The sequence below is a fragment of the Billgrantia desiderata genome (genome assembly GCF_900108215.1).
In the GTDB taxonomy this organism is placed as follows: Bacteria; Pseudomonadota; Gammaproteobacteria; order Pseudomonadales; family Halomonadaceae; genus Halomonas; species Halomonas desiderata.
On sequence record NZ_FNVC01000013.1, the window covers coordinates 23,675 to 46,147 of the forward strand.

18 protein-coding genes are annotated in these 22,473 nt (G+C 67.1%); 6 read left to right on the top strand and 12 right to left on the bottom strand.

The features are described from left to right. Positions 1–14 precede the first annotated feature (14 nt). Entirely contained in the window at positions 15–2,453 is a 2,439-nt protein-coding gene (locus tag C4S71_RS12770; protein WP_103969384.1) for a membrane-bound PQQ-dependent dehydrogenase, glucose/quinate/shikimate family, read from the top strand. Here the strand turns inward: C4S71_RS12770 and C4S71_RS12775 are convergent. Both C4S71_RS12775 and C4S71_RS12780 read right to left on the bottom strand, forming a co-directional pair. Continuing rightward, complete coding sequence (locus tag C4S71_RS12775; protein WP_103969385.1) at positions 2,432–3,331, bottom strand: LysR family transcriptional regulator; 900 nt, start codon at positions 3,329–3,331, stop codon at positions 2,432–2,434. The two genes, C4S71_RS12770 and C4S71_RS12775, sit on opposite strands and share 22 nt — an antisense overlap. Before the next feature lie 44 nt (positions 3,332–3,375). Beyond that, on the bottom strand, positions 3,376–4,416 hold the full coding sequence (locus C4S71_RS12780) for a zinc-dependent alcohol dehydrogenase family protein (protein WP_103969386.1): 1,041 nt from the start codon (positions 4,414–4,416) through the stop codon (positions 3,376–3,378). Positions 4,417–4,757: 341 nt separating this feature from the next. Here C4S71_RS12780 and C4S71_RS12785 point away from each other — a divergent pair, with 341 nt between their 5' ends. Next, a complete protein-coding gene (locus tag C4S71_RS12785; protein WP_103969387.1) occupies positions 4,758–5,507 on the top strand; it encodes an NAD(P)H-dependent oxidoreductase in 750 nt (249 codons plus the stop codon). Between the two features lie 30 nt (positions 5,508–5,537). On the opposite strand, the gene aroQ is transcribed toward C4S71_RS12785, so the two are convergent. The 6 genes from aroQ to C4S71_RS12815 all read right to left on the bottom strand — a co-directional run bounded on the left by aroQ (position 5,538) and on the right by C4S71_RS12815 (position 14,731). Continuing rightward, on the bottom strand, positions 5,538–6,131 hold the full coding sequence (gene aroQ / locus C4S71_RS12790) for a gamma subclass chorismate mutase AroQ (protein ID WP_086511287.1): 594 nt from the start codon (positions 6,129–6,131) through the stop codon (positions 5,538–5,540). A gap of 57 nt (positions 6,132–6,188) precedes the next feature. After that, entirely contained in the window at positions 6,189–7,091 is a 903-nt protein-coding gene (locus tag C4S71_RS12795; protein WP_103969388.1) for a PA4780 family RIO1-like protein kinase, read from the bottom strand. A 28-nt stretch (positions 7,092–7,119) separates the two neighbouring features. Beyond that, on the bottom strand, positions 7,120–8,520 hold the full coding sequence (dbpA, locus tag C4S71_RS12800; RefSeq protein WP_103969389.1) for an ATP-dependent RNA helicase DbpA: 1,401 nt from the start codon (positions 8,518–8,520) through the stop codon (positions 7,120–7,122). 262 nt (positions 8,521–8,782) lie between these two features. Continuing rightward, positions 8,783–10,261 (bottom strand): efflux transporter outer membrane subunit, encoded by a 1,479-nt coding sequence (locus C4S71_RS12805; RefSeq protein WP_235014363.1) that lies wholly within the window; start codon positions 10,259–10,261, stop codon positions 8,783–8,785. Further along, the gene (locus C4S71_RS12810; RefSeq protein ID WP_086511284.1) at positions 10,254–13,427 is read right to left on the bottom strand and encodes an efflux RND transporter permease subunit; all 3,174 of its coding nucleotides are present in this window, start codon (positions 13,425–13,427) and stop codon (positions 10,254–10,256) included. Before C4S71_RS12810 ends, C4S71_RS12805 begins: the two co-directional genes overlap by 8 nt. Before the next feature lie 95 nt (positions 13,428–13,522). Further along, positions 13,523–14,731, bottom strand: a complete 1,209-nt coding sequence (locus C4S71_RS12815) for an efflux RND transporter periplasmic adaptor subunit (protein WP_103969390.1) — start codon at positions 14,729–14,731, stop codon at positions 13,523–13,525. Positions 14,732–15,203: 472 nt separating this feature from the next. Here C4S71_RS12815 and C4S71_RS12820 point away from each other — a divergent pair, with 472 nt between their 5' ends. After that, a complete protein-coding gene (locus C4S71_RS12820) occupies positions 15,204–16,178 on the top strand; it encodes a LysR family transcriptional regulator (protein ID WP_086511276.1) in 975 nt (324 codons plus the stop codon). A gap of 30 nt (positions 16,179–16,208) precedes the next feature. Here C4S71_RS12820 and C4S71_RS12825 read toward each other — a convergent pair whose 3' ends face one another. Together C4S71_RS12825 and C4S71_RS12830 are read right to left on the bottom strand one after the other, a co-directional pair. Beyond that, complete coding sequence (locus C4S71_RS12825) at positions 16,209–16,625, bottom strand: RidA family protein (RefSeq protein ID WP_176342922.1); 417 nt, start codon at positions 16,623–16,625, stop codon at positions 16,209–16,211. Between the two features lie 38 nt (positions 16,626–16,663). Then, a complete protein-coding gene (locus tag C4S71_RS12830) occupies positions 16,664–18,547 on the bottom strand; it encodes an ABC transporter ATP-binding protein (protein WP_086511275.1) in 1,884 nt (627 codons plus the stop codon). Between the two features lie 255 nt (positions 18,548–18,802). Between C4S71_RS12830 and soxR the strand changes: the two genes are divergently transcribed. Together soxR and C4S71_RS12840 are read left to right on the top strand one after the other, a co-directional pair. After that, positions 18,803–19,318 carry a redox-sensitive transcriptional activator SoxR gene (gene soxR, locus C4S71_RS12835; protein ID WP_086511274.1) on the top strand — a complete coding sequence of 172 codons (516 nt, stop codon included), beginning with the start codon at positions 18,803–18,805 and terminating at the stop codon, positions 19,316–19,318. A 75-nt stretch (positions 19,319–19,393) separates the two neighbouring features. Then, the gene (locus C4S71_RS12840) at positions 19,394–20,017 is read left to right on the top strand and encodes a glutathione S-transferase family protein (RefSeq protein WP_103969391.1); all 624 of its coding nucleotides are present in this window, start codon (positions 19,394–19,396) and stop codon (positions 20,015–20,017) included. 38 nt (positions 20,018–20,055) lie between these two features. On the opposite strand, the gene C4S71_RS12845 is transcribed toward C4S71_RS12840, so the two are convergent. Both C4S71_RS12845 and C4S71_RS12850 read right to left on the bottom strand, forming a co-directional pair. Further along, positions 20,056–20,277 (bottom strand): hypothetical protein, encoded by a 222-nt coding sequence (locus tag C4S71_RS12845; protein WP_010629912.1) that lies wholly within the window; start codon positions 20,275–20,277, stop codon positions 20,056–20,058. Positions 20,278–20,380: 103 nt separating this feature from the next. Continuing rightward, complete coding sequence (locus C4S71_RS12850; RefSeq protein ID WP_103969392.1) at positions 20,381–21,571, bottom strand: M24 family metallopeptidase; 1,191 nt, start codon at positions 21,569–21,571, stop codon at positions 20,381–20,383. 144 nt (positions 21,572–21,715) lie between these two features. On the opposite strand from C4S71_RS12850, the gene C4S71_RS12855 reads away from it, so the two are divergent. Continuing rightward, entirely contained in the window at positions 21,716–22,438 is a 723-nt protein-coding gene (locus C4S71_RS12855) for a YebC/PmpR family DNA-binding transcriptional regulator (RefSeq protein ID WP_086511271.1), read from the top strand. The last annotated feature ends 35 nt before the right edge of the window (positions 22,439–22,473 follow it).

The window sequence follows — 22,473 nt, forward strand, 5'->3', positions numbered from 1 at the left end:
CCACAGGTAACGCCATGGATGTGCACACCTCACGAGGAGCGGCCGGCTGGGCCGTCACCGTTCTCGCCTATGTTCTGCTGCTGCTCGGCCTGGCCATGTCGCTGGGCGGCGCCTACCTGATCTATCTCGGCGGAACGTTCTATTTTCTCCTGGCCGGCATCGGCACGCTGGCGGCTGCCGTCATGCTCATGCTGGGTTTGCCAGCGGGGGTGTGGGTCTATGCCGCCACCGTGGCAGGTACCTTTCTCTGGTCGCTGTGGGAAATTGCCGGCAAGGGTTGGATGCCGGTCTGGCACATCGACCTGATGGCGCGTACCGGCCTCATGGCCGGGCTGCTGGCTGTCGCCCTGCTGTTGCTGCCGGTGTTGTATCGCCGCGGCTATTACCAGCCGGCCCTGCCCTATGCCGGCCCACTGCTCGGCGTGCTGATCATGGTCGGCTACGCCGGGACGGTGCTGTGGCTCATCTTCGACTCCGGCCCCGACGCACCCACCACGGTAGCGGCCGAGGAGATCCGTCAGCCGAGTGCTCCGGACGACACCGACTGGGTCGCCTACGGCGGTACCAATCTGGCCCAGCGCTTCTCGCCGGCCGACCAGATCACGCCGCACAACGCCGATCGACTGGAAGTTGCCTGGGAGTTCAATACCGGCGACGAGCCGCCCAGCGATGCCGCCCCCTACGCCTTTCAGAACACCCCGCTGAAGATCGGCAACAGCCTCTACGTCTGCACCCAGAGCAACCAGGTCTTCGCCCTCGACCCCGGCACGGGCGAGCAGCAGTGGCACTTCGACCCGCAAGTGGCGGTGGAAGCCCAGGAGCACGTGTTCTCGACCGCCTGCCGCTCGGTGGCTTATTTCGAGGCCCCCGAGCCGGTCGAGGAGTGCCCTCGTCGCCTGCTGCTGGGCACGCTGGACGGCCGCCTGATGGCACTGGACGCCGAAGACGGCTCGCTGTGCAGCGATTTCGGTGACAACGGCACGGTGGATCTCAACGACCGCATGGACCCGCAGGCGCTGGGGCTGCTCTCCAACACCTCGGGGCCGATCGTGGTGAACGGCATCGTCGTGGTGGGCCATCAGGTCACCGACAACCAGCGCCGCGACGCACCCTCCGGCGCCGTGCGTGCCTACGACGCCATCAGCGGCGAATGGCAGTGGACCTGGGACTCGGTATGGACCACACCGGACCGGCAGCCGCCTGAATACGAGGTCTACCCGCGCGGCACGCCCAACGTGTGGACGGCGATCTCCGCGGACGAAGAACTGGGGCTGGTCTACCTGCCCACCGGCAACCCCGCCAATGACCAGTACGGCGGCGACCGCAGCCCCGAGGAGGAGGAGTTCACCTCGACGCTGGTGGCGGTGGAGGTCGACAGCGGTGAAGTGCGCTGGAAATTCACCACGGTGCTCCACGACCTGTGGGACTACGACCTCGGCGCCCAGCCCGCGCTGATCGACTTTCCCACCGACGATGGGCCTCGCCCCGCCGTGGTTCAGGCGACCAAGTACGGCCAGGTGTTCGTCTTCGATCGGGAGACCGGTGAGCTCTTGCTGCCCATCGAGGAGCGCCCGGCCCCCCAGGGCGCCATCGAGGGCGACTGGACCGCCGAGGTGCAGCGCTTCTCCCCACAGATGCCGAACTTCGGCTCGATACCCGGCCAGGAGGTCGAGCATTTCACCGGCGCCCACACCTGGGGCGCCACCCCCATCGACCACCTCTATTGCCGGATTCAGTTCGAGCGCATGCGCTACGAAGGCATGTTCACTCCCCCGACCCTCGACCATCCCGGCGGCATGCTGCAGTTCCCGGGCATTCTCGGTGGCATCAACTGGGGTAGCGCCGCCTTCGATCTCGACAACGGGCTGATGCTCGTCAACAACAACCGCATGCCGTCACGGGTGGTGCTCTACCCGCGTGAGGAAGCCGACGAGATGGAGAACATCGCCCCCATCGGCGAAGAGGATGCCAGCTATATCGATCAGGAAGCACAGCCCATGCTCGGCGCCCCGGTGGCGGCGCAGCGTGGCGCCTGGCTCTCGCCGCTGGACATGCCCTGTGCCGCACCACCCTGGGGCTTTCTCAGCGCCACCGATCTCGTCACCGGTGAACTGGTCTGGTCCCGGCCGATCGGCACCAGCTTCGACCAGGGCCCCTGGGGCATCCCCTCGCGACTGAAGATGACCGTCGGCGCGCCCACCAGCGCGGGGCCGGTCACCACCGCCGGCGGCGTGACCTTCATCGGCGCCACCATGGACGACTACATCCGTGCCTTCAACAACACCAGCGGCGACATGCTGTGGGAGGCGCGCCTGCCCGCCGGCGGCCAGGCGACGCCGATGACCTACATGCATGAGGGGCGTCAATACGTGGTGATCGCCGCGGGCGGTGCCTTTCAGGCCGAAACCAGCCTGGGCGACAGCGTGATGGCCTATGCCCTGCCCGAGGAGTGAGCCGGCCGCGCCGGCTGGCCCGCTAGTCGGTAGTCGGATGCCTTCACGGCCTCGGCGACGTAGGCCATGAAGGCGCGGATGCGCGCCACCCGGCGCAGGTCGGGGTGGGTCAGCAGCCACAGATCGGTGGCCAGCTCGGGGATCGGCTCGCCGAGTCGCGTCAGGGCCGCTTCGGCATCGGCGAGATAGCAGGGCAGCACGGCGCGGCCGAGCCCGTCGCGGACGGCAGCCAGCATGCCGAGCATGGTGTCGACGCGATAGCGGCAGCGCTCGTTGGCCTCCTGGTCGGCCATCCAGGCGTCGAGTGCGGCATAGCCCAGGTGACGGTCCGGCCCGACCCAGGCATCGGCGGCGTCATCGGCACGAGCGTAAACGGCCTGAGCGACGGTGCCGACCCGCCGTCCCACCAGATGCTCGGGTGGCGAGGGCGAGGGCCGCACCGCCACGTCGGCGTCGCGCTGGGAGAGGTTGAAGAGCTGGTTGGAGACCGCCACTTCGAGCACGATTTCGGGGTGCACACGCTGGAAGCCGGCGAAGATCGGCGACAGCAACCCCATCAGCAGCGTATCGGTGGTGGTCACGCGGATGCTGCCGGAGAGGCGCAGATCACGCCCCACCACGCGCCGCTCGGCGCCCAGCACCTCGGTTTCCACACGGGCGGCGGTTGCCGCCAGGTCCTCCCCCGCCGGGGTCGGTGCGTAACCCGTGCGCGAGCGCTCGAACAGCGCCACGCCCAGACGCCGCTCGATGGCGTTCAGGCGGCGGAACACCGTGGCGTGGCTGGCTCCCAGCCGCCGCCCGGCGCCGGAGAGCGAACCCGCCTCGGCGATGGCCTGCACCACGCGCAGGTCGTCCCAGTGCAGCGACTGCTCAGTCACGATTCACTCCCCCCAACCCCGGCATGGCGCGGCTCAGCTGCTGCTCAGAACTCGGTCACCACGGTCACGCCGACGCCTTGGAACTCATCCATGCTCGTCAGCGCCTCGATCGACCGTTCCAGGCTGATCCTCTGGCCGACCAGCTTCTCGGGTGAGAGCTTGCCGGTCTGGATCATGTCGAGCATGGCGCCGTAGCGATGGGCCTGCATGCCGTGGCTGCCGAGGATCTCCAGCTCGTGGGCAATCACCTTGCTCATCGGAATGGCCGGCGTGCTGTGATCGGCCAGCATGAGCCCGACCTGAACGTGCTTGCCGCGCTTGCGCAGATTGCTGATCGAATTGAAGCAGGTGGTGGGGTGCCCCAGGGCATCCAGCGACACGTGGGCACCGCCCCGAGTCACCTCGATGACCGCCTCGGCGACGTCTGCCACCTCGGTTGCGTTCACGGTGGCCACCGCGCCCAATTCACGGGCCAACTGGAGTTTCTCGGCCGAGATGTCGACGGCCACCACGTTGGCGCCCACGGCATTGGCGATCATGATCGCGGAGAGGCCGACACCGCCGCAGCCGTGCACCGCCACCCACTGGCCCGCGGATGCCTTGCCCTGGTCGACCACGGCGCGAAACGAGGTCACGAAGCGGCAGCCCAGGCTGGCCGCCGTGGCGAAGTCCAACGTCTCTGGCAAGGCCACCAGGTTGATGTCCGCCTGGTGAATGCCGACGTATTGGGCAAAGGAGCCCCAGTGAGTGAAGCCGGGCTGGAACTGGCTGTCGCAGACCTGGTGGTTACCCGAGTAGCACTCGGGGCAGCTGCCGCAGCCGCCGACGAAGGGCACCGTGACGCGATCGCCCTCTCTCCACTGCGTCACGTCCTTGCCCACCGCCTCGACGATGCCCGCCAGCTCGTGCCCCGGCACGTGGGGGAGCCGAATGTCGGGGTCGTGCCCCATCCAGCCGTGCCAGTCGCTGCGGCACACGCCCGTCGCCATCACCTTGACCACCACGCCGTGCGCTTCCGGCGTCGGATCGGGAACGTGCTGGATTTGCGGCGGAGCGGCAAAGGCCTCGTAGACCACGGCTTTCATGCAAGATCCTCTCTGGCGGGCTGTTCAATCATGCAAAGTCGGCTGTCATGTTTTGGGAATGTCGGTTCGTCAACGTACAGCATAGCCTTAAGGCACGCATCAAGGGAAACGCTGAACAAATCGACGAGCGAGATGAAGTGCAAGGCGCACGGAGCACAGTACCGAGCGAAGCGACAAACAGCCGTAGGCTGGCCCCGAAGGGGCGAGAAGCCGAAGGCTGCGAGTCAACCGGAGCATATGGGGTATATGTGAGGATTCCGCGCACCGCGCAACGCAGCAATTCGCTCGCGCAGGCATTTGTGCAGTGTTTCCCAAGTAGGCCAGCCAAGCGGAGACCCAAGATGCATGCCCTGATCGTGTTCTGCCACCCCGAACCGCGCTCGTTCAATGGCGCCCTGAAGGAGGTCGCCGTCGAGACCCTGCAGCGGCAAGGCTACCGTGTCGAGGTCTCGGATCTCTACGCCGAGGGCTTCGATCCGCTGGAGCGGCCTGGCCACTACGTCGAACGGGCCGAGCCCGAGACGTTCTTCCCCCTCACCGAACAGCGCCACGCCTACGAGGGTGGCTTTTTACCCGCCGACGTGAAGCGCGAGATCGAACGCCTGGAGCGTGCCGATCTGGTGATCCTGCAGTTTCCGCTGTGGTGGCATGCCCAGCCGGCCATGCTCAAGGGCTGGTTCGACCGGGTGTTCGTCTACGGCGGGCTCTACAGCGGTCGCATGCGCTACGACCGCGGCCGTTTTCCCGGGAAGAAGGTCATGCTCTCGGTGACCACCGGCGCCCCGGCGCCGACCTTCAGCCGGCACGGGCGCAGCGGCCATATCGTGGCGTTGCTGTGGCCGATCCACTACTCGCTCTACTATCTGGGCGTCAGCGTGCTGCCGCCCCAGGTCACCTACGGGGTGCAGGGCGGCGGGCTGAGCTACCAGGACGAGGCGGCGTTCCGTGAACGCCTGGAAGCGGAGAAAGCCGCCTGGGCACGGCGGCTGGAAGGGCTGGACGGCGAGGCAGCGATCCCCTTCGCCGGCTGGGACGACTGGGACGACCAGGGGGTGCTCAAGGCCGAACACCCCCGAGCCTGGCAGCCCTAGGCTCCGCGATGGTGGAGTAAGAAGTGGCCGCTAGGGCGCGAAGCGCTCTCTCAGCGGCGCAATCGCCACGTCACGCGGCTCGCCGTCGAAGTCATCCTGGATCAGCTCCGCGGCGCGTTGTTCGAGGTAGCGCCCTGAGCCTTCCACCTCGGCGATACGCTGCATGTCGGCCAGCGCTTCGATCAGCTGTGGCGTCAGGCGGTCGAGCACCGGGCGCACCTCCTCGGCGAGATCGGGCGGATCGGCGAAGGGGGAACGCCCCTCCTGCAGCCATTGGTGGTGCAGGCGCCGCTGGATCTGCTTGCTGGCCTCGAACTGCTTGTCGAAAAAGCGTCGGGCGAAGGCATCGTCGACGCCGGCCGCCTCGGCATCTTCTGCCACCTGATCGAGAATCTGCGCCTCGCGCTCCGGCGCCTCGATGGGCGCGCCGCTGTTCCATTTTGACTGCGCCACCAGCGGCGCCACGTCGAGCCGCTCGTCGATCAAGACCAGCATGCGGTCGATGGCCGCCTTGTCCTCGTCAGGCGGCTCCGGCGGCTGGGTTTGGCACCCTGCCAGTAGCAGGACCAAGGCAATGGCCAGCCAGCGTCCGGAATGGATGGGCAGCGCTCTATGCAACGACATGGCGATCCTCGCTCGGTTATTGATTGGAGATGATTCGAAAGAGTACTCCAATTCGGCTCAACGCTCCCGCTGGGATTCCTGCCACTCCTCGGCGGCCTCCTCCACGCCGGGCTCGTCGCCGCGGTTACGCCTCCCCTGGCGGTAGGCCTCCTCCTCGCGCACGTCGTCGATCACGCTCATCAGCTCGTTCACGTCCACGGTGCCGGTGTCATGCTCGAAGCAGCCGGTCAGCCGGCTCTCGGGATGCAGCTCGCCGGCTTCGTAGAGCGCCCAGATCTCCTTGCCGTAGTCGGTGCCGAGCAGCTCCGGGGCGAAGCGCCCGAAGTAACGACGCATGTTGTCCACGTCGCGCTCGAACATCCACTCGGCGCTGTTGTTGCCGGCGGCATCCACCGCCTGGGGCAGGTCGATGATCACCGGGCCGTCGGTGGCCAGCAGCACGTTGAACTCGGAGAGATCGCCGTGCACCAGGCCGGCGCAAAGCATCTTGACCACGTCGCGCAGGATCTTGGCGTAGTACTCGCGGGCCTGTTCGGGGCTCAGGATCACGTCGTCCAGTCGCGGGGCGGTCAGGCCCTCGGCATCGCTGATCATCTCCATCAGCAGCACGCCGTCGATGAAGCCGTAGGGCTGCGGCACCCGCACGTCCGCCGCCGCCAACCGGTAGAGGGCATCGACCTCGGCGTTGAGCCAGGCCTGCTCCTGCTCCTTCTGGCCGTAGCGGGTCTTCTTGGCCATGGCCCGCGAGCGGCGGCTGTTGCGTTCGCGACGCCCCTCCTGATACTGCACCGCCTGCTTGAAGCTGCGCTGCTTGGCCTCCTTGAAGACCTTGGCGCAGCGCCGCTCGCCGTGGGAAATCACCACGAAGACCTGGGCTTCCTTGCCGCTCATCAGCTGGCTCTCGACTGTGTCGATCAAGCCGTCGTCGATCAGCGGCTGCAATCGTTTAGGTACCTTCACCTATCCTCCTACTGTTCTAAAGCGGCCATCAGCGGCTGACACGCCGGGCGCGAAACGAGCGCCCCTTGAGCTTGCCCGTGCCGAGCTGGGCAAGCGCCGCCTTGGCGACCTCGCGCTGCACCGCCACGTAGGCGCTGCGCTCCAGCACCTTGATCTTGCCTACCTGTGCCCCCTCGATGCCACCCTCGCCGGTCAAGGCACCGAGAATATCGCCGGGGCGCACCTTCTGCTTCTTGCCGCCGTCGAGCTGCAGCGTGGCCATCTGCGGCAGGAACGGCTCCCGCGTCAGCACGCTGCGCGGCGGCAGCGGTGCCTCCTCCAGCGGCTCACCGAGGAATTCGTTCAGCCGCTCTAGGCGATAGGCCTCGCTCTCGCTGACCAGGGTGCAGGCGATGCCGGAGCCGCCGGCGCGGCCGGTACGTCCGACGCGATGCACGTGGACTTCGAGATCACGGGCGATCTGGTAGTTGAATACCGCATCCAGTGCGGCGATATCCAGCCCGCGGGCCGCCACGTCGGTGGCCACCAGGATGGAGACGCTGTGATTGGCGAACAGCACCAGGATGCGGTCGCGATCGCGCTGCTCCAGGTCGCCGTGCAGCGCCAGGGCGCTGAAGCCCGCCTCAGCGAGGGCGTCGGCGAGCTCCTGGGCCTCACGCCGGGTGTTGCAGAACACCACGCTGGAGCGCGGCCGGTGCTGCAGCAGCAGCCCGCGCAGCGCGGCGAAACGCTGCGTCTCGTCGGCCACCCGGTAGACGCGCTGGCGGATGGTGCTCTCGTCATGGGCCTCGGCCACCGCCACCTCGGCCGGGTCACGCATCAGCCCCTGGGCGATGCCCCTGACCTCGTCGCTGTAGGTGGCGCTGAACAGCAGGGTCTGGCGGCTGGCGGGCGTCGCGCCGACGATCGCCTCCAGGCTGGGCTGGAAGCCCATGTCGAGCATGCGGTCGGCCTCGTCCAGCACCAGCACGTCGAGCGAGGCGAGATCGAGCGCGCCCTTGCGCAAATGCTCTTCGATGCGACCGGGCGTGCCCACCACCACATGCGCGCCATGCGCCAGCGAGGCCAGCTGCGGACCGAAGGGAGCGCCACCGCACAGGGTCAGCACCTTGACGTTGGACAGCGTGCGCGCCAGCCGCCGGAGTTCGCCGGCCACCTGATCGGCCAGCTCGCGAGTGGGGCAGAGCACCAGCGCCTGAACCTGAAAGCGCGAGACATCGAGACGCGAGAGCAGCCCCAGGCCGAACGCCGCGGTCTTGCCCGAGCCGGTCCTGGCCTGGGCGATCACGTCGCGGCCCGCCAGCACCGGCGGCAGGCTGGCGGCCTGCACCGGCGTCATGGCCAGGTAGCCAAGCGAATCGAGATTGGCCAGCAGCGGTGGCGCCAGCGGCAGCGAGGCAAAGGCCCCGTCGTTGGGAGAGTCGGACACGGAAATGAACCTGCGAGACTGAGCGATTGCCGAAGCGGCAAGCAAGCGAGGGTGGATGCGAAGGCACGAGCCGAGGTCGCGCTTCGTCTAAAGGCAGGCGAGCAGCATAGCAGATAATCGCGGGCAATACGCCCTACCGGCGCAGCGAGGTCAGCGAGTGCTTACTGGGGGACGTAGCGGGGAACGTGGGACAGGTTGAGCCGGCACGGCGCATGGCGCCATGCCGGCTCGTCGTCATGCAGGCGAGCCGGGCTCGCCCTCATCAGGTGGAGCTCAGCGCCGGTTCGGCATTCGCCTGGCGCGGCGCGTCCATGCGCTCCTCCCAGCCGCCGGCCAGCGCCCGGTAGACGCTCACCAGGGCGGTGGCGGCACGCACGCTGCTTTGGGCCAGGCCGTCCTCGGCCTCGAGCCGTGAACGCTCGCTGTCGATCACTTCGAGGAAGTCGATCACGCCGACCTCGAAGCGCACCCGCGCCTGGCGGGCCGCCTCGGCGCTGGCCGCGGCGGCGGCCTCCAGATGCTCGCGCTCGCGCAGCGACTGGGCGTAGCGGGCGAGCGCCGTCTCGGCCTCCTCCAGCGCCTGCAGCACGGTCTGCTCGTAGCGCGCCAGATTGGCCTCGGCGTCGGCATCGGCGGCGGCCATGCGCGCCCGCACCCGACCGCTGTCGAGGAACGACCAGTCCACCCCCAGCGCCACCAGCCGGGTCTGGCTGTCGCGACCGAACAGGTCGCCGGTGCTGGCGGCCTGGGTACCGAGCAACCCGCTCAGGGTGAAGCGCGGGTAGAGATCGGCGGTGGCCACGCCGATGCTGGCGGTGGCGGCGTGCAGGCGCCGCTCGGCGGCGGCGATATCGGGGCGGCGGCGCAGCAGCTCGCCGGGCAGGCCCACCGCTACCCGCTGATGCAGCGCCGGCAGCGGTGCCGGCGCCTCCAGCCGGGCGATCAGGGCGCCGGGCTCGCGCCCGGTCAGCACCGCCAGGCGATGGACGATGGCGGCGATCTCGCCCTGCAGCGCCGGTATACGCGACAGCGTGCTCTCGAGCTGGGCCCGGGCGCGCACGCTGTCGAACTCGGTGCCGCGCCCCGCCTCCAGCCGCGCATCGACCAACGCCAGCGACTCGCGCTGGTTGTCGGCGTTGGCTCGCGCCACGCGCAGCTGCTCCTGCAGGCCGCGCAGGCGCACGTACTGATCGACCAGCTCGCCGACCACTACCACCTGCATGGCGCGCACATCGGCGGCCGAGGCCTCCGCTTCGGCCTGCTGAGCCTCCACGGCACGCCGCACGCGGCCGAAGAAGTCGAGCTCCCACAGCGCGGCGACGCCGGCATCATAGCTCTCGAAGTCGCGCTGGGAGCGCGTCGCCTGGGGCATCTGGTCGGCGCTGGCACGCTGGTGCGAGGCGCCGCCCTGGGCGGTGACGCTGGGCGCCAGGTCCCGGCGCGACTGGCGCAGCAGTGCCAGGCTGCGGTCGTGACGCGCCAGGGCGATGCGCAGGTCGTGGTTGGCGTCGAAGGCCTCCTCGACCAGCTCGCTCAGCAGCGGGTCGTCGAAGCCGCGCCAGAACTCGCGCTCGACCGCCTCGGGAGTGACGAGCTCAGCCTCGGCGCGCGCCAGGGCGGCGGGCTCGGCCAGCGTCGGCGCGCGGTAGTCGGGCCCCACCGCACAGGCGGCCAGCGCCAGGGCGAGCGGCAACGGCATCAGGTTGCGCAGGGCTCTCATCGGTTTGGCCAGATCAGGCATGGTAGGCGCCCTCCACGGGCTGTGCGTCACGGGGTTCGGCCTGCCCGCGCGAGACCAGCTTGCGCAGGGCGACGTAGAACACCGGGGTCAGGAACAGGCCGAACAGGGTCACGCCAAGCATGCCGGCGAACACCGCCGTGCCCAGCGCCTGGCGCACCTCGGCGCCGGCACCACCGGCCAGCATCAGCGGCACCACCGCCGCGGTGAAGGTGATCGAGGTCATGATGATCGGACGCAGGCGCAGGCGGCACGCCTCCAGCGCCGCCTCGACGATGCCGCGGCCCTGCATCTCCAGCTCACGGGCGAACTCGACGATCAGGATGGCGTTCTTGCACGCCAGGCCGATCAGCACCACCAGGCCCACCTGGACGAAGATGTTGTTGTCGCCGCCGGTGAGCTTCACGCCGATCAGCGCCGAGAGCATGCACATCGGCACGATCAGGATCACCGCCAGCGGCAGCGTCCAGCTCTCGTAGAGCGCGGCCAGCGCCAGGAACACCAGCAGGATGGCCAGCGGGAACACGATCAGCGCCGCCCCGCCCTGGTTGACCTGCTGATAGCTCAGGTCGGTCCACTCGAACGCCATGCCGGCCGGCAGCACTCCCGCGGCGAGCTGCTCCACCACCTGGATGGCCTGGCTCGACGACAGCACGCGCGGATCGGCCTCGCCCATCAGGTCCGCCGCCGGGTAGCCGTTGTAGCGGATCACCGGGTCGGGGCCGAAGGTGCGGTCGACGCGGATCATGCTGCCGATGGGCACCATCTCGCCATGCTCGTTGCGGGTGCGCAGGCGCTCGATGTTCGCCACGTCCATACGGAAGTCGCCGTCGGCCTGGGCCATCACCTGCCAGGTGCGTCCGAAACGGTTGAAGTCGTTGACGTAGACCGAACCGAGATAGACCTGCAGGGTCTCGAACAGGTCGGTCAGCGCCACGCCCTGGGTCTTGGCCTTGACCCGGTCGACGTGCAGGTCGAGCTGCGGCACGTTGGACTGGTAGGAGGTGATCGGATAGCCCATGCCCGGCGCCTGCATCAGCGCCCCGCTGAAGCCGTCCACCGCCTGCTGCAGCTCGCCGTAGCCGAGCCCGGCGCGGTCCTGCACGAACAGCGAGAAGCCCGAGCCCGAACCGATGCCGAGGATCGCCGGCGGAGTGAAGGCGAAGCTGAACGCCTCCTGCATGGCACCGAACTTGCCGTTGAGCTCGGCGACGATCTCGTTGGCGCTACGCGAGCGCGACTCGAACGGGTCGAGGCCGAAGAACACCGTGCCGGTGTTGGGCGTGTTGGTGAACTGCAGCGGGTTGAGCCCCGGGAAGGCCACCGCCGAGGTCACGCCCTCGGTCTCCAGCGCCAACTCGGTCATGCGCCGGATCACCGCCTCGGTGCGGTCGAGGGAAGCGCCCTCGGGCAGCTTGGCGCCGCCGATCAGGTACATCTTGTCCTGGGTGGGAATGAAACCGCCCGGCACCACCTGGAACATCACCCCGGTACCCGCCAGCAGCAGCGCGTAGACGGCGAACACCGCGCCGCGTCGGCGCAGGCTGCGCGCCACGCCGCCCTGGTAGCCCTTGGAGCTGGCGTTGAAGAAGCGGTTGAAGGGGCGGAACACCCAGCCGAACAGGAAGTCGATCAGCCGCGACAGGCGGTCCTTGGGTGCGTCGTGGGGCTTGAGCAGCAGCGCCGCCAGCGCCGGCGACAGGGTCAGCGAGTTGATCGCCGAGATCACCGTGGAGATGGCGATGGTCACCGCGAACTGGCGATAGAACTGCCCCGTCACGCCCTCGAGGAAGGCCATCGGGATGAACACCGCGCACAGCACTACCGAGATGGCGATGATCGGCCCGCTCACCTCGCGCATGGCCTGGTGGGCCGCCGCCAGCGGCGCGAGCCCCTCCTCGATGTTGCGCTCGACGTTCTCCACCACCACGATGGCGTCGTCGACCACGATGCCGATGGCCAGCACCAGGCCGAACAGGGTCAGGGTATTGATCGAGAAGCCCAGCAGATAGAGCACGGCGAAGGTACCCACGATCGACACCGGCACCGCCAGCAGCGGGATCACCGAAGCACGCCAGGTCTGCAGGAACAGCGTCACCACCAATACCACCAGCAGCACCGCCTCGAGCAGGGTCTTGATCACCGACTTGATCGAATCGCGCACGAACACCGTCGGGTCGTAGACGATCGTGTACTCCACCCCTTCGGGGAAGCGCTGGGAGAGCTCCTCCATCTTGTCGCGCACCGCATCGGAGAGCGCGATGGCATTGGAGCCGGGCGCCTGGAAGATACCGATGGCCACCGCCTGCTGGTTGTCGAGCAGCGCTCGCAGCGAGTACTCGGCGGCGCCGAGTTCGATGCGCGCCACGTCGGAGAGGTAGGTGATCTGGCCACCGCTGCCGGCCCTGACCACGATGTTGCCGAACTCCTCCTCGGTGGTCAGGCGCCCCTGGGCGTTGATCGAGACCAGGAAGTCGGACGACTGCGGCGTCGGCGGCGCGCCGAGCTGGCCGGCCGAGACCTGCACGTTCTGCTCGCGGATCGCGGCGATGATGTCGCCGGCGGTGAGCCCGCGCGCGGCGGCGCGGTCGGGATCGATCCACACCCGCATGGCGTAGTCGCCGGCGCCGAACAGCATCGCCTGGCCCACCCCCTCGAGCCGCGCCAGCTCATCGCGCACGTGCAGCGCCGCGTAGTTGCGCAGGTAGGTGCTGTCGTAGCGCCCGTCGGGCGAGATCAGCTGCGGCACCATGGTCAGGTCGGGCGACTGCTTGTCGGTGGTCACGCCCTGGCGGCGCACCGCCTCGGGCAGCCGCGCCAGGGCCTGGCTGACCCGGTTCTGCACCTGCACCTGGGCCTCGTCCGGGTCGGTACCGGGACGGAAGGTCAGCGTCAGCGCCAACACCCCGTCGGAGCCGGCCACCGACTTCATGTACATCAGATTCTCGACCCCGGTGATGGCCTCCTCCAGCGGCGTGGCCACCGTGTCGGCGATCTCGCTGGGGTTGGCACCCGGATAGACGGCGCGCACCTGCACGGTGGGCGGCACCACATCGGGGTACTCGCTGACCGGCAGCAGCGGAATGGTGATCGCGCCGGCAATGAAGATCAGGATCGACAGCACCGCGGCAAAGATCGGCCGGTCGACGAAGAATTTGGCAAAATTCATGACGAGACTCCCTTACGGGACGGACGCGTGGTCCGCCCCGTGAACGTCATTCAGGGGTTATGGTTATACGGAGTCGTGCTGGGCGGTGCGTCGGCTCAGCGCACGGCGGCGTACTCGCCGGCCGCCGCCCCCGAGCCGCGCATGTCGACGCTCTCCGCCGCCACCGGCATGCCCGGGAAGAAGATCCGCTGGGCGCCGTTCACCACCACCTGGTCGCTGGGCTCGAGGCCCGCCGTCACCACCCGCAGGCCGTCGACCATGCGCCCGAGCTCCACGTCGCGACGCATGGCTCGGCCCTCATCGACCACATACACGTACTTGCGGTCCTGATCGGTGAGCACCGCCTTGTCGTCGATCAGCAGGGTGCCCTCGGCGCTGCCCGCCAGCAGCTGAACCCGGGCATACATGCCGGGCGCGAAGCGACCCTCGCCGTTGTCGAGCACGGCACGGGTCAGGATGGTGCCGGTGTCGGCATCGAGACGGTTGTCGATGAAGTCGACCACGCCGCGGTAGGGGTAGTCCTCGTCGCTGGCCAGGCCCACACGCACCGGAACGCCGCCGTCGCGCAGGCTGAACTGACCGCCGTTGCGCGCCAGGGCGTCGTAGTGCAGGTAGGCCCGCTCGTCGCTGTGGAAGTGCACGTGGACTCGGTCCAGGGCGACGATGCTGGTCAGCGGCGTGGCCTCGGAAACGAGGTTGCCCGCGGTCACCAATGCCCTGCCGGCACGTCCGGCGATGGGCGCGCGTACCTCTGTGAACTCCATGTTGAGCCGGGCCGTCTCGGCAATGGCCTGAGCGGCGAGGATGTCGGCCGCGGCGGTAGCCGCCGCTGAACGACGCTGGTCCAGCTCTTCACGCGAGATCGAGCGGCTCTGACCCAGCGCCTCGGCCCGGGCGGCTTCGCTGCGTGCCAGTTCGGCACGGGCTCGGGCTCGCTGCAGTTCGGCCTCGGCCCGTTCCAGCTCGGCGCGGTAAGGGCGCGGGTCGATGACGAACAGCACGTCGCCCTTCTCGACCTTCTCACCCTCGGTATAGTTGACGCTCTCGATGTAGCCGGACACGCGCGGGCGCAGGTCCACCGTCTCCACTGCCTCGATACGGCCGGTGAAGGCATCCCACAGCTCCACGTCCTCGACCAGCACCTGAGCCACGCTGACCTGCGGTGGCGGCGGCCCCTGTTCGGCGCCGGCCTGGGTATCGGCCTGGCTCTCGCATCCTGTCAGCACGACGATCCCGGCAAGCATGGCGGTAACCATGAGCGCACGCCGGCTCCCTCGACTCTCGAACATCTTGTGGACGTTCATCGATACTCCCTCTCCCCATTGACCAACACGAAGTTCGCCATGCCGTTTAGGAAACACTGCACAAATGCCTGCGCGAGCGAATCACTGCGTTGCGCGGTGCTCGGAATCCTCACATATACCCCATATGCTCCGGTTCCTATGCTCCGTGCGCCTTGTGCTTCATCTCGCTCGTCGATTTGTTCAGCGCTTCCTTTACTCAGCCTGGCCGCTATTCCTTTGCCTCTATTTCTTGGTCTCTATCTTTTCTGACTTATTAATGTCGTTCGGCGGCGTGATTAATCGACGGCAAACTTCGCAAACCGCCACCTTATAGTGTTACCGGGCACTTGATTAGTCGGGCCAGCAGGGAAATACTGTCCCTTTGGCGGGACAGTCTCCGTGCAACCGTTCTTGCCCTCCTGCAGTATTTCCCTGACACGGTGCTTTTCCTCACAGGGTTTCCCGGCACTGCGCACGGCACAGGAATACGACCATGCTGCAAGACCTCAACGACGCCCTGATCTTTGCCAAGGTCGTGGAACAGGGCAGCTTCAGCGCCGCCGCCAAACAGCTTCGCCTCGGCAAGACCACGGTGAGTCGCAAGGTGCAGGACCTGGAGCGGCGCCTCGGCGCGCGGCTGCTGCACCGCACCACCCGCAACCTGAGCCTGACCGAGGCGGGTGCCATCTACTTCGATTACTGCAACCGCATCGCCCGCGACCTGGGCGAGGCGGAAAAGGCGGTGCACCATCTCGAAGAGAGTCCCCGCGGCTGGCTCAGGGTCACCGCGCCCTTCACCATGTGCACCGAGTTCACCTCGATCCTGGTGCGCGACTTCCGTCAGCTCTATCCCCAGGTGCGCATCGAGCTGGTGCTCTCCAACGAGCGCCTGGATCTGGTCGCCAACCAGATCGACGTCGCGCTAAGGGTCGGCCCTCTGCCCGACTCCAGCCTGGTGGCCCGCCCCCTGGCCCGCTTTCGCTCCTACGTCTATGCCAGCGAGGCCTATCTCGCCCGGCACGGCGAACCCCGCGAGCCGTCGGAGCTGGCCGCCCATCCCGTGCTGGCCAAGGCCATGGAGCAACGCGGCCAGCGCTACGTCTGGCAGCTGCACCACAGCGAGAGCCGGGAAGCCGTGGAGGTGGAAGTCGACCCCATCGCCATCGCCAACGACCCCTTCGCCCTGCGCGGCATGCTCGAGGACGGTCAGGGCATCATGCTGGCCAACGAGTTCGTCACCTGCATGAGCCCCGAAGCACGCCGCCCGCGGCGTATTCTCGAAGGCTGGGAAGGCCCCGAGGTCGAGCTCAACGCCGTCTTCCCCGGCGGCAGCCTGGTCTCGCCCAAGGTGCGCACCTTCGTCGACTTCGTGGTCGAGCGCATGCGCATCACGGTAGAGCCCGCCGGAGATACCTGGCAGCCGCCTGCCCACGCCGCACCGGCGGAAGAAGAACAGGCGCTGGCATAGCGTCTGGCTCAGGCAGCTTCCCGTATCGCTTCAGGGCAGCTCCGGCAGCACCGCCTCGGCCTCTATCTCGATCAGCCATTCCGGTTCGGAAAGACCGCTGACGATCACCCAGGAAGAGGCCGGTGGCGACTTGGGAAAGCGCGAGCGCAGTGCCTCCACCACCCCTTCCTGATCGTAGCGGGCGGGCTCGGCGATATAGATGCGCAGCATCACCACGTGGGACAGGTCGCCGCCCAGCGTGCCGAGAATCGCCTCGATGTTGTCCAACGCGGCAAAGGTCTGCCCTTCCAGGTCGGGCCCCACCAGGCACTCGTGGGCATCCACCCCCACCTGTCCCGAGAGATGCACACGGTAGCCGCCCTTGACCATCACCGCCTGGCTGAAGCCGTACTGCAGGGTATTGGGCACGCCCCGCGGGTTGATGACTTCACGTTCCACGCCTTGCATGTTCACCCCCTCCTTCGTTGCCTATGGTTGTGCCCGACTCACGACTCCGCGTTCAACGGGCTTTCCTGCCGCTCGCTCTCCTCGGTGTCCAGCCCCAGGAAACCGCCGGACTGACGCCGCCACAGCGAGGCGTAGAGGCCATCGAGCGCCAGCAGCTCGCGGTGGGTACCGCTCTCGACGATGCGTCCCTCGTCGATGACGATGAGTCGATCGAGCATGGCGATGGTCGACAGCCGGTGTGCGATGGCGATGACCGTCTTGCCCACCATCAGGGTGTCGAGCTGCTCCTGAATGGCCGCTTCGACCTCGGAATCGAGCGCCGAAGTGGCCTCGTCGAGCACCAGGATCGGCGCATCCTTGAGCAGCACCCGGGCGATGGCGATGCGCTGGCGCTGGCCGCCGGAGAGCTTGACGCCACGTTCGCCGACATGGGCGTCGAGGCCGCGCCGCCCCTTGTGATCGACCAGTTCGAAGATGAACTCGGCATGGGCCCGACGCACCGCTTCCAGCACCTGCTCGTCGGTGGCCTCGGGGCTGCCGTAGCGAATGTTGTCGCGCACCGAGCGGTGCAGCAGCGAGGTGTCCTGGGTCACCATGCCGATCTTGCGCCGCAGCGACTCCTGGCTGACCTCGGCGATGTCCTGCCCGTCGATCAGGATGCGGCCGCCTTCCAGGTCGTAGAAGCGCAGCAGCAGGTTGGCCAGGGTCGACTTGCCGGCGCCGGAGCGGCCGATCAAGCCGACCTTCTCGCCCGGCGCCACGGTCAGGCTCATGCCGTCGAAAACGCGGGCCTGCGCGCCGTCGGGCCGGTCGTAGCCGAAACGCAGCGACTCGAAGCGGATCTCGCCGCGGGGCACGCTGAGCATCGCCGCACCGGGCAGATCCTTGACCGTGGGCTCACGGGCGATGGTATTGATGCCGTCCTGCACCGTGCCGATGTTCTCGAACAGCCCTGCCACCTCCCACATGATCCAGTCGGACATGAAGCGAATGCGCATGACCAGGGCGATGGCCACGGCAATGGCGCCGAGTGACATGGCCTGGAAATACCAGGCCCCGATGGCAATGGCGGCCACGCTGGCCAGCAGCAAGGAGTTGAGCACCGTCAACGAGACCGAGAGCAGCGTGGCCAGGCGCATCTGCCGGTGCACCGTGACCATGAACTGCTCCATGGCGTCGCGGGCGTAGGCCTGCTCGCGCTGGGTATCGGCGAACAGCTTGATGGTCTGGATGTTGCTGTAACTGTCGACGATGCGCCCGGTCATGCGCGCACGGGCGTCGGCCTGCTCCATGGAGACCCGGCGCAGCCGCGGCACGAAGACCCACATGATCGTGCCGTAGCCCACCAGCCACGCCACCAGCGGCACCATCAGCCAGGGTTCGGCACCGCCCATCAGCCACATGGCACCGATGAAGTAGACCAGCACGTAGACCATCAGGCCCAGCAGCTTGGTCACCGTCTCGCGGATCGCCAGCGCCGTCTGCATCACCTTCTGCGATACGCGACCGGCGAATTCGTCCTGGTAGAAGGCCAGGCTCTGGCTCAGCATGTGACGATGCGCCAGCCAGCGCCCGAGCATCGGGTAGTTGCCGAAGATGCCCTGGTGCGAGAGCAGCGACTGCAGCAGCACCAGCAGCGGCAGGCCTACCACCACCAGCGCCGCCATGCCCGCCAGGCGCCAGCCGTACTCGGCGAAGAAACCTTCGCGTTCGGCATTGGCCAGCCAATCCACCAGCTCACCCATATAGCCGAAGAACACCACCTCGGCGGCCGACACCATGGCAGTGACCAGCGACATGGCCAGCAGCAACGGCAATACCGGACGTGAGAAGTGCAGGATGAACTTGAATAGTCCCTTGGGTGGAGTACCGGCCTGCCCTGAAGGGTAGGGGTTCACCAATCTCTCGAAGTAACGGAACATGACAACTCCATCGTCAAGAATACTTAAGAAAACTTTGTATCAAGCAGGATTCGATCCAATGACAGGAAGCAGGCTAAAACCTAAACTTAGATTGAGGTCAAGGAGTTCATGAAACCTTCATGGACAACACGTGAAAAAGGGAAGCGAAAACCATACGAGCATTGTGGAAGAATGCACAATCAAACTTCCTGATCGTTTATATCAATGAAGCTGATAAATTATTTTAAAAGAAATAACTGACGAGGCACTGCGACGATGAGCGACTCCACCCCCTGCGATGTTTCGAGCACACCTCTCCGAAAGCCGTCGGGCAAACGCAAGGGTCCCGCGCTGCTGCATCGCGAACTCAGCGTCGGAGAGGTCGCCCGGCGCAGCGGGTTGGCAGTCTCCGCCATTCACTTCTACGAAGCCAAGGGGTTGATCAGAAGCCGACGCAACGCAGGCAACCAGCGACGCTTCTCGCGCGACGTATTGCGCCGCGTGGCAATCATCAAGGTCGCTCAGCGCACCGGCATCACCCTGGGCGAGATTCGCGCTGCCTTCGAGGCACTGCCGGAATCCCGCGCGCCGACCGCCGCCGACTGGCAAAAGCTATCGGCGAGCTGGCGCCAGGCGCTCGACGACAGGATCGTGCGGCTCACCCAACTGCGCGACCAGCTCGACCACTGCATCGGCTGCGGCTGCCTGTCGATGGACGAGTGTCCGCTGCGCAATCCAGAAGACGAACTGGCCGAGGAGGGTGCCGGGCCGCGCCTGCTCGACCCCGCGTGAGCTTGCGTTTAACCGTCCGGCTACATCCTCTTAGGAAGACTGCTATCTTGGGGAGAGCCCAAGGAGAGCGCTGCCATGTCGGATACCCTCATCCTCTACACCAATCCCGTATCGCGGGGGCGCATTGCCCGCTGGATGCTGGAGGAGATCGGTGCGCCTTATCGTACGGAAGTCGTCGAGTTCGGTCCCGCCATGAAGTCGCCCGCCTTTCTGGCCATCAATCCCATGGGCAAGGTCCCGGCCATACGTCACGGCGAGACGATCGTGACCGAGTGCGCCGCCATCTGCGCTTACCTGGCCGATGCCTTTCCGGAAGCGGGCCTGGCGCCGCCGTTGGCCGAGCGCGGCCCCTACTACCGCTGGCTGTTCTTTGCCGCCGGTCCGCTAGAAGCCGCCATGACGGATCGTGACCTGGGCATGGAACCCAACGTCGATCAACAGGGCCGGGTCGGCTACGGCAGTATCGAAGCCGTGCTGGATACGCTGGAGATCGCCGTCAGCGAACACGAGTACATTGCCGGCCCCCAGTTCACCGCCGCGGACGTCTATCTCGGCGCGCATATCGGCTGGGGGCTGAAATACGGCGGCCTGGGCCCCTGCCCTGCCTTTGCCGACTACTGGGCGCGGGTCAGCAGCCGCCCGGCGTATCGCCGGGCCAGCGAACTGGATGACCAGGCCAAGAACAAGGCTCACCGCTGAGCGTCGCCTGACCGGCCCGGCGCATCCAGCTCCAACGTTCAATGGGCTTCGTAGGGGCGGGCCCAGAGGTCGTCCGGCTGATGCCGGCTGAGAATCTTTTCCGCTTCGGGCTTGGAGTCGTCCGGCACGATCACCTTGATCTGGCTGGCCTCCTTGTCGAAATAGAGCTTCTCCCGCGGGAAGCCCTCAGAAACCAACTCGTCGTAGGCATTCGCTGCCTTCATCAGGTCCTGATAGGTCGCCGTTACGGTCTGAGTCATGGCGTCCTCCTCCTCTCGGTTGAGGCATTCATCGGCGCAGCGCCAAGCGACTGGCGCGCCGTGTGCATCCTTGAGTATAGCGCTCACCTGGCGCCTCTCCCGTTCAGAGCACGCTGCTCTCGAGCTGCCAGTCGTTGTCGGTCAAAGGCTCAGCCCCCAGCGGCGTGACGTGTACGGTGTCGCTGAGGCCGATGCCCCACTGGCCGGGTATGCGCAGGCACAACGGCAGATGGAAGACCATGCCGGCCTCGAACTCGCGCTGCTGGCCGCGCGCAATATAACCGCTGCCCTCCACCCAACTGGGCGGGAACTGCGCCCCCACGGCGTAGCCGAATACGCCGGAGAAGAAGACCCGTTCGGCGTGCGGCGCCAGCACCTCCGCGGCGGCCCGCGCGGCATCGTCGAACGTATTGCCGGGGCGCATCTTCCCCCTGAGCGCCTCGAACAGGTCGCGACAGAGCTCCCCCGTCCTAAGCATCTCCTGGCTGGGCGTGCCCGCGATGAGCGTCTTCATCATCGGTGCGGTATAGCGCCGGTAGGCGGCGCCAAACTCCATGAAGACCGGCTCGCCGGGGGCGATGCGATGGCGCTGATGGTTCAGGTGAATCACGCTGCTGCGAGGCCCGACGGTGACGATGGGCTGCATGCTCATGAACTCGCTGCCACCGGCCAGCATGGCGCGGGCGCCTTCGGCCGCCACGTCGCCATCCAGCATGCCAATGGCGGCGACCCGGGCAGCCGCCTTGAGCCCCAGCGAGGTGATACGGGCGCTCTCGCGCAGACAGCCGAGCTCCGCCTCGCTCTTGACGATACGAATGCGGTCGAGCAGCTCGCCGCCATCGTCGCGGAAGCGCTCGGCGCCCAGCCGCGCCTGGAGCTCACGCAGCACGCCGTGGCGCAGCCCCGCACCGTACAGGTCCAGGCCGATGGCGCGAAACGGCGCCAGGGTGTCGACCAGCGGTTCGATCACCTCGCCGATTCCCTCCCAGCGGTAGCCCAGCAGCTCGTCGACCCGCGCGGTGACCACCGCCGGCCCGGTCTCGATGGAGGGCACCTGCAGCGTCAGCCGCTCGGGCGAGCAGACCAGGCAGGCGTGCACCGACACCTCGAAGGTGTTGTAGCCGGTCAGGTAGTAGATGTCGGACGGGTCCGTCAGCAGCAGCGCATCCAGGCCGGCCTCCCCCATGGCGTTGCGCACACGGCTCTGCCGGGCCTCGAACTCGCTGTCGGCAAAGGCCAGCTCGCTGGCCTCGCGCTGTGCGGCCAGGGCATGACGGTACTGAAGGTGGTCCATGAAGAAGCCCTCGGGAGTGAACCAATGCCGACAGTGTAGACATGATCCGCATCACACCCGAGGCAGGGAGATCAAATAGGGCTGTTCCCTGCCGGGCCGGTTTCGTAGAATCCAGCCTCGTACCCGATTCGACAGGAAAACGCTATGGGCAGGGCCTTTCAGAACCGCAAGGAATCCATGGCCAAGACGGCCGCCGCCAAGACCAAGGTGTACAGCAAGTACGGACGCGAGATCTACGTCTGCGCCAAGCAGGGCGGCACCGACCCCAACGGCAACCTGGCGCTGCGCGGCCTGATGGAGCGCGCCAAGAAGGACCAGGTGCCCAGCCACGTGATCGAGAAGGCGCTGGACAAGGCCAGCGGCGTGGGCGGCGAAGACTATTCACCGGCCCGCTACGAGGGCTTCGGCCCGGGCAACTGCATGGTCATCGTCGACTGCCTGACCGACAATCCCAACCGCACCTTCGGCGACGTGCGCGCCTGCTTCAACAAGGCCAAGAGCAAGCTCGGCACGCCGGGCAGCGTCAGTCACATGTTCGACCACTGCGCCATCCTCGCCTACCCCGGCGACGACGAGGAAGCGGCACTGGAGGCCTTGATGGAGGCCGATGTCGACGTCACCGACATCGAGAACGAGGAAGGCCGCATCACCGTCTTCGCCCCGCATACCGAGTACGCCAAGGCCAAGCAGGCGCTGATCGATGCCTTCGGTGAGCTGGAGTTCGAGACCGACGAGATCCAGTTCGTGCCGCAGACCACCACCACCCTCTCAGGCGACGACGTGGCCATGTTCGAGAAGCTGCTCGATGCGCTCAACGACCTGGACGACGTACAGAACGTATTCCACAACGCCGAGATCGACGCCTAGGCATGAAAAAAGCCGCGCTACTCCCACCGGGGGTG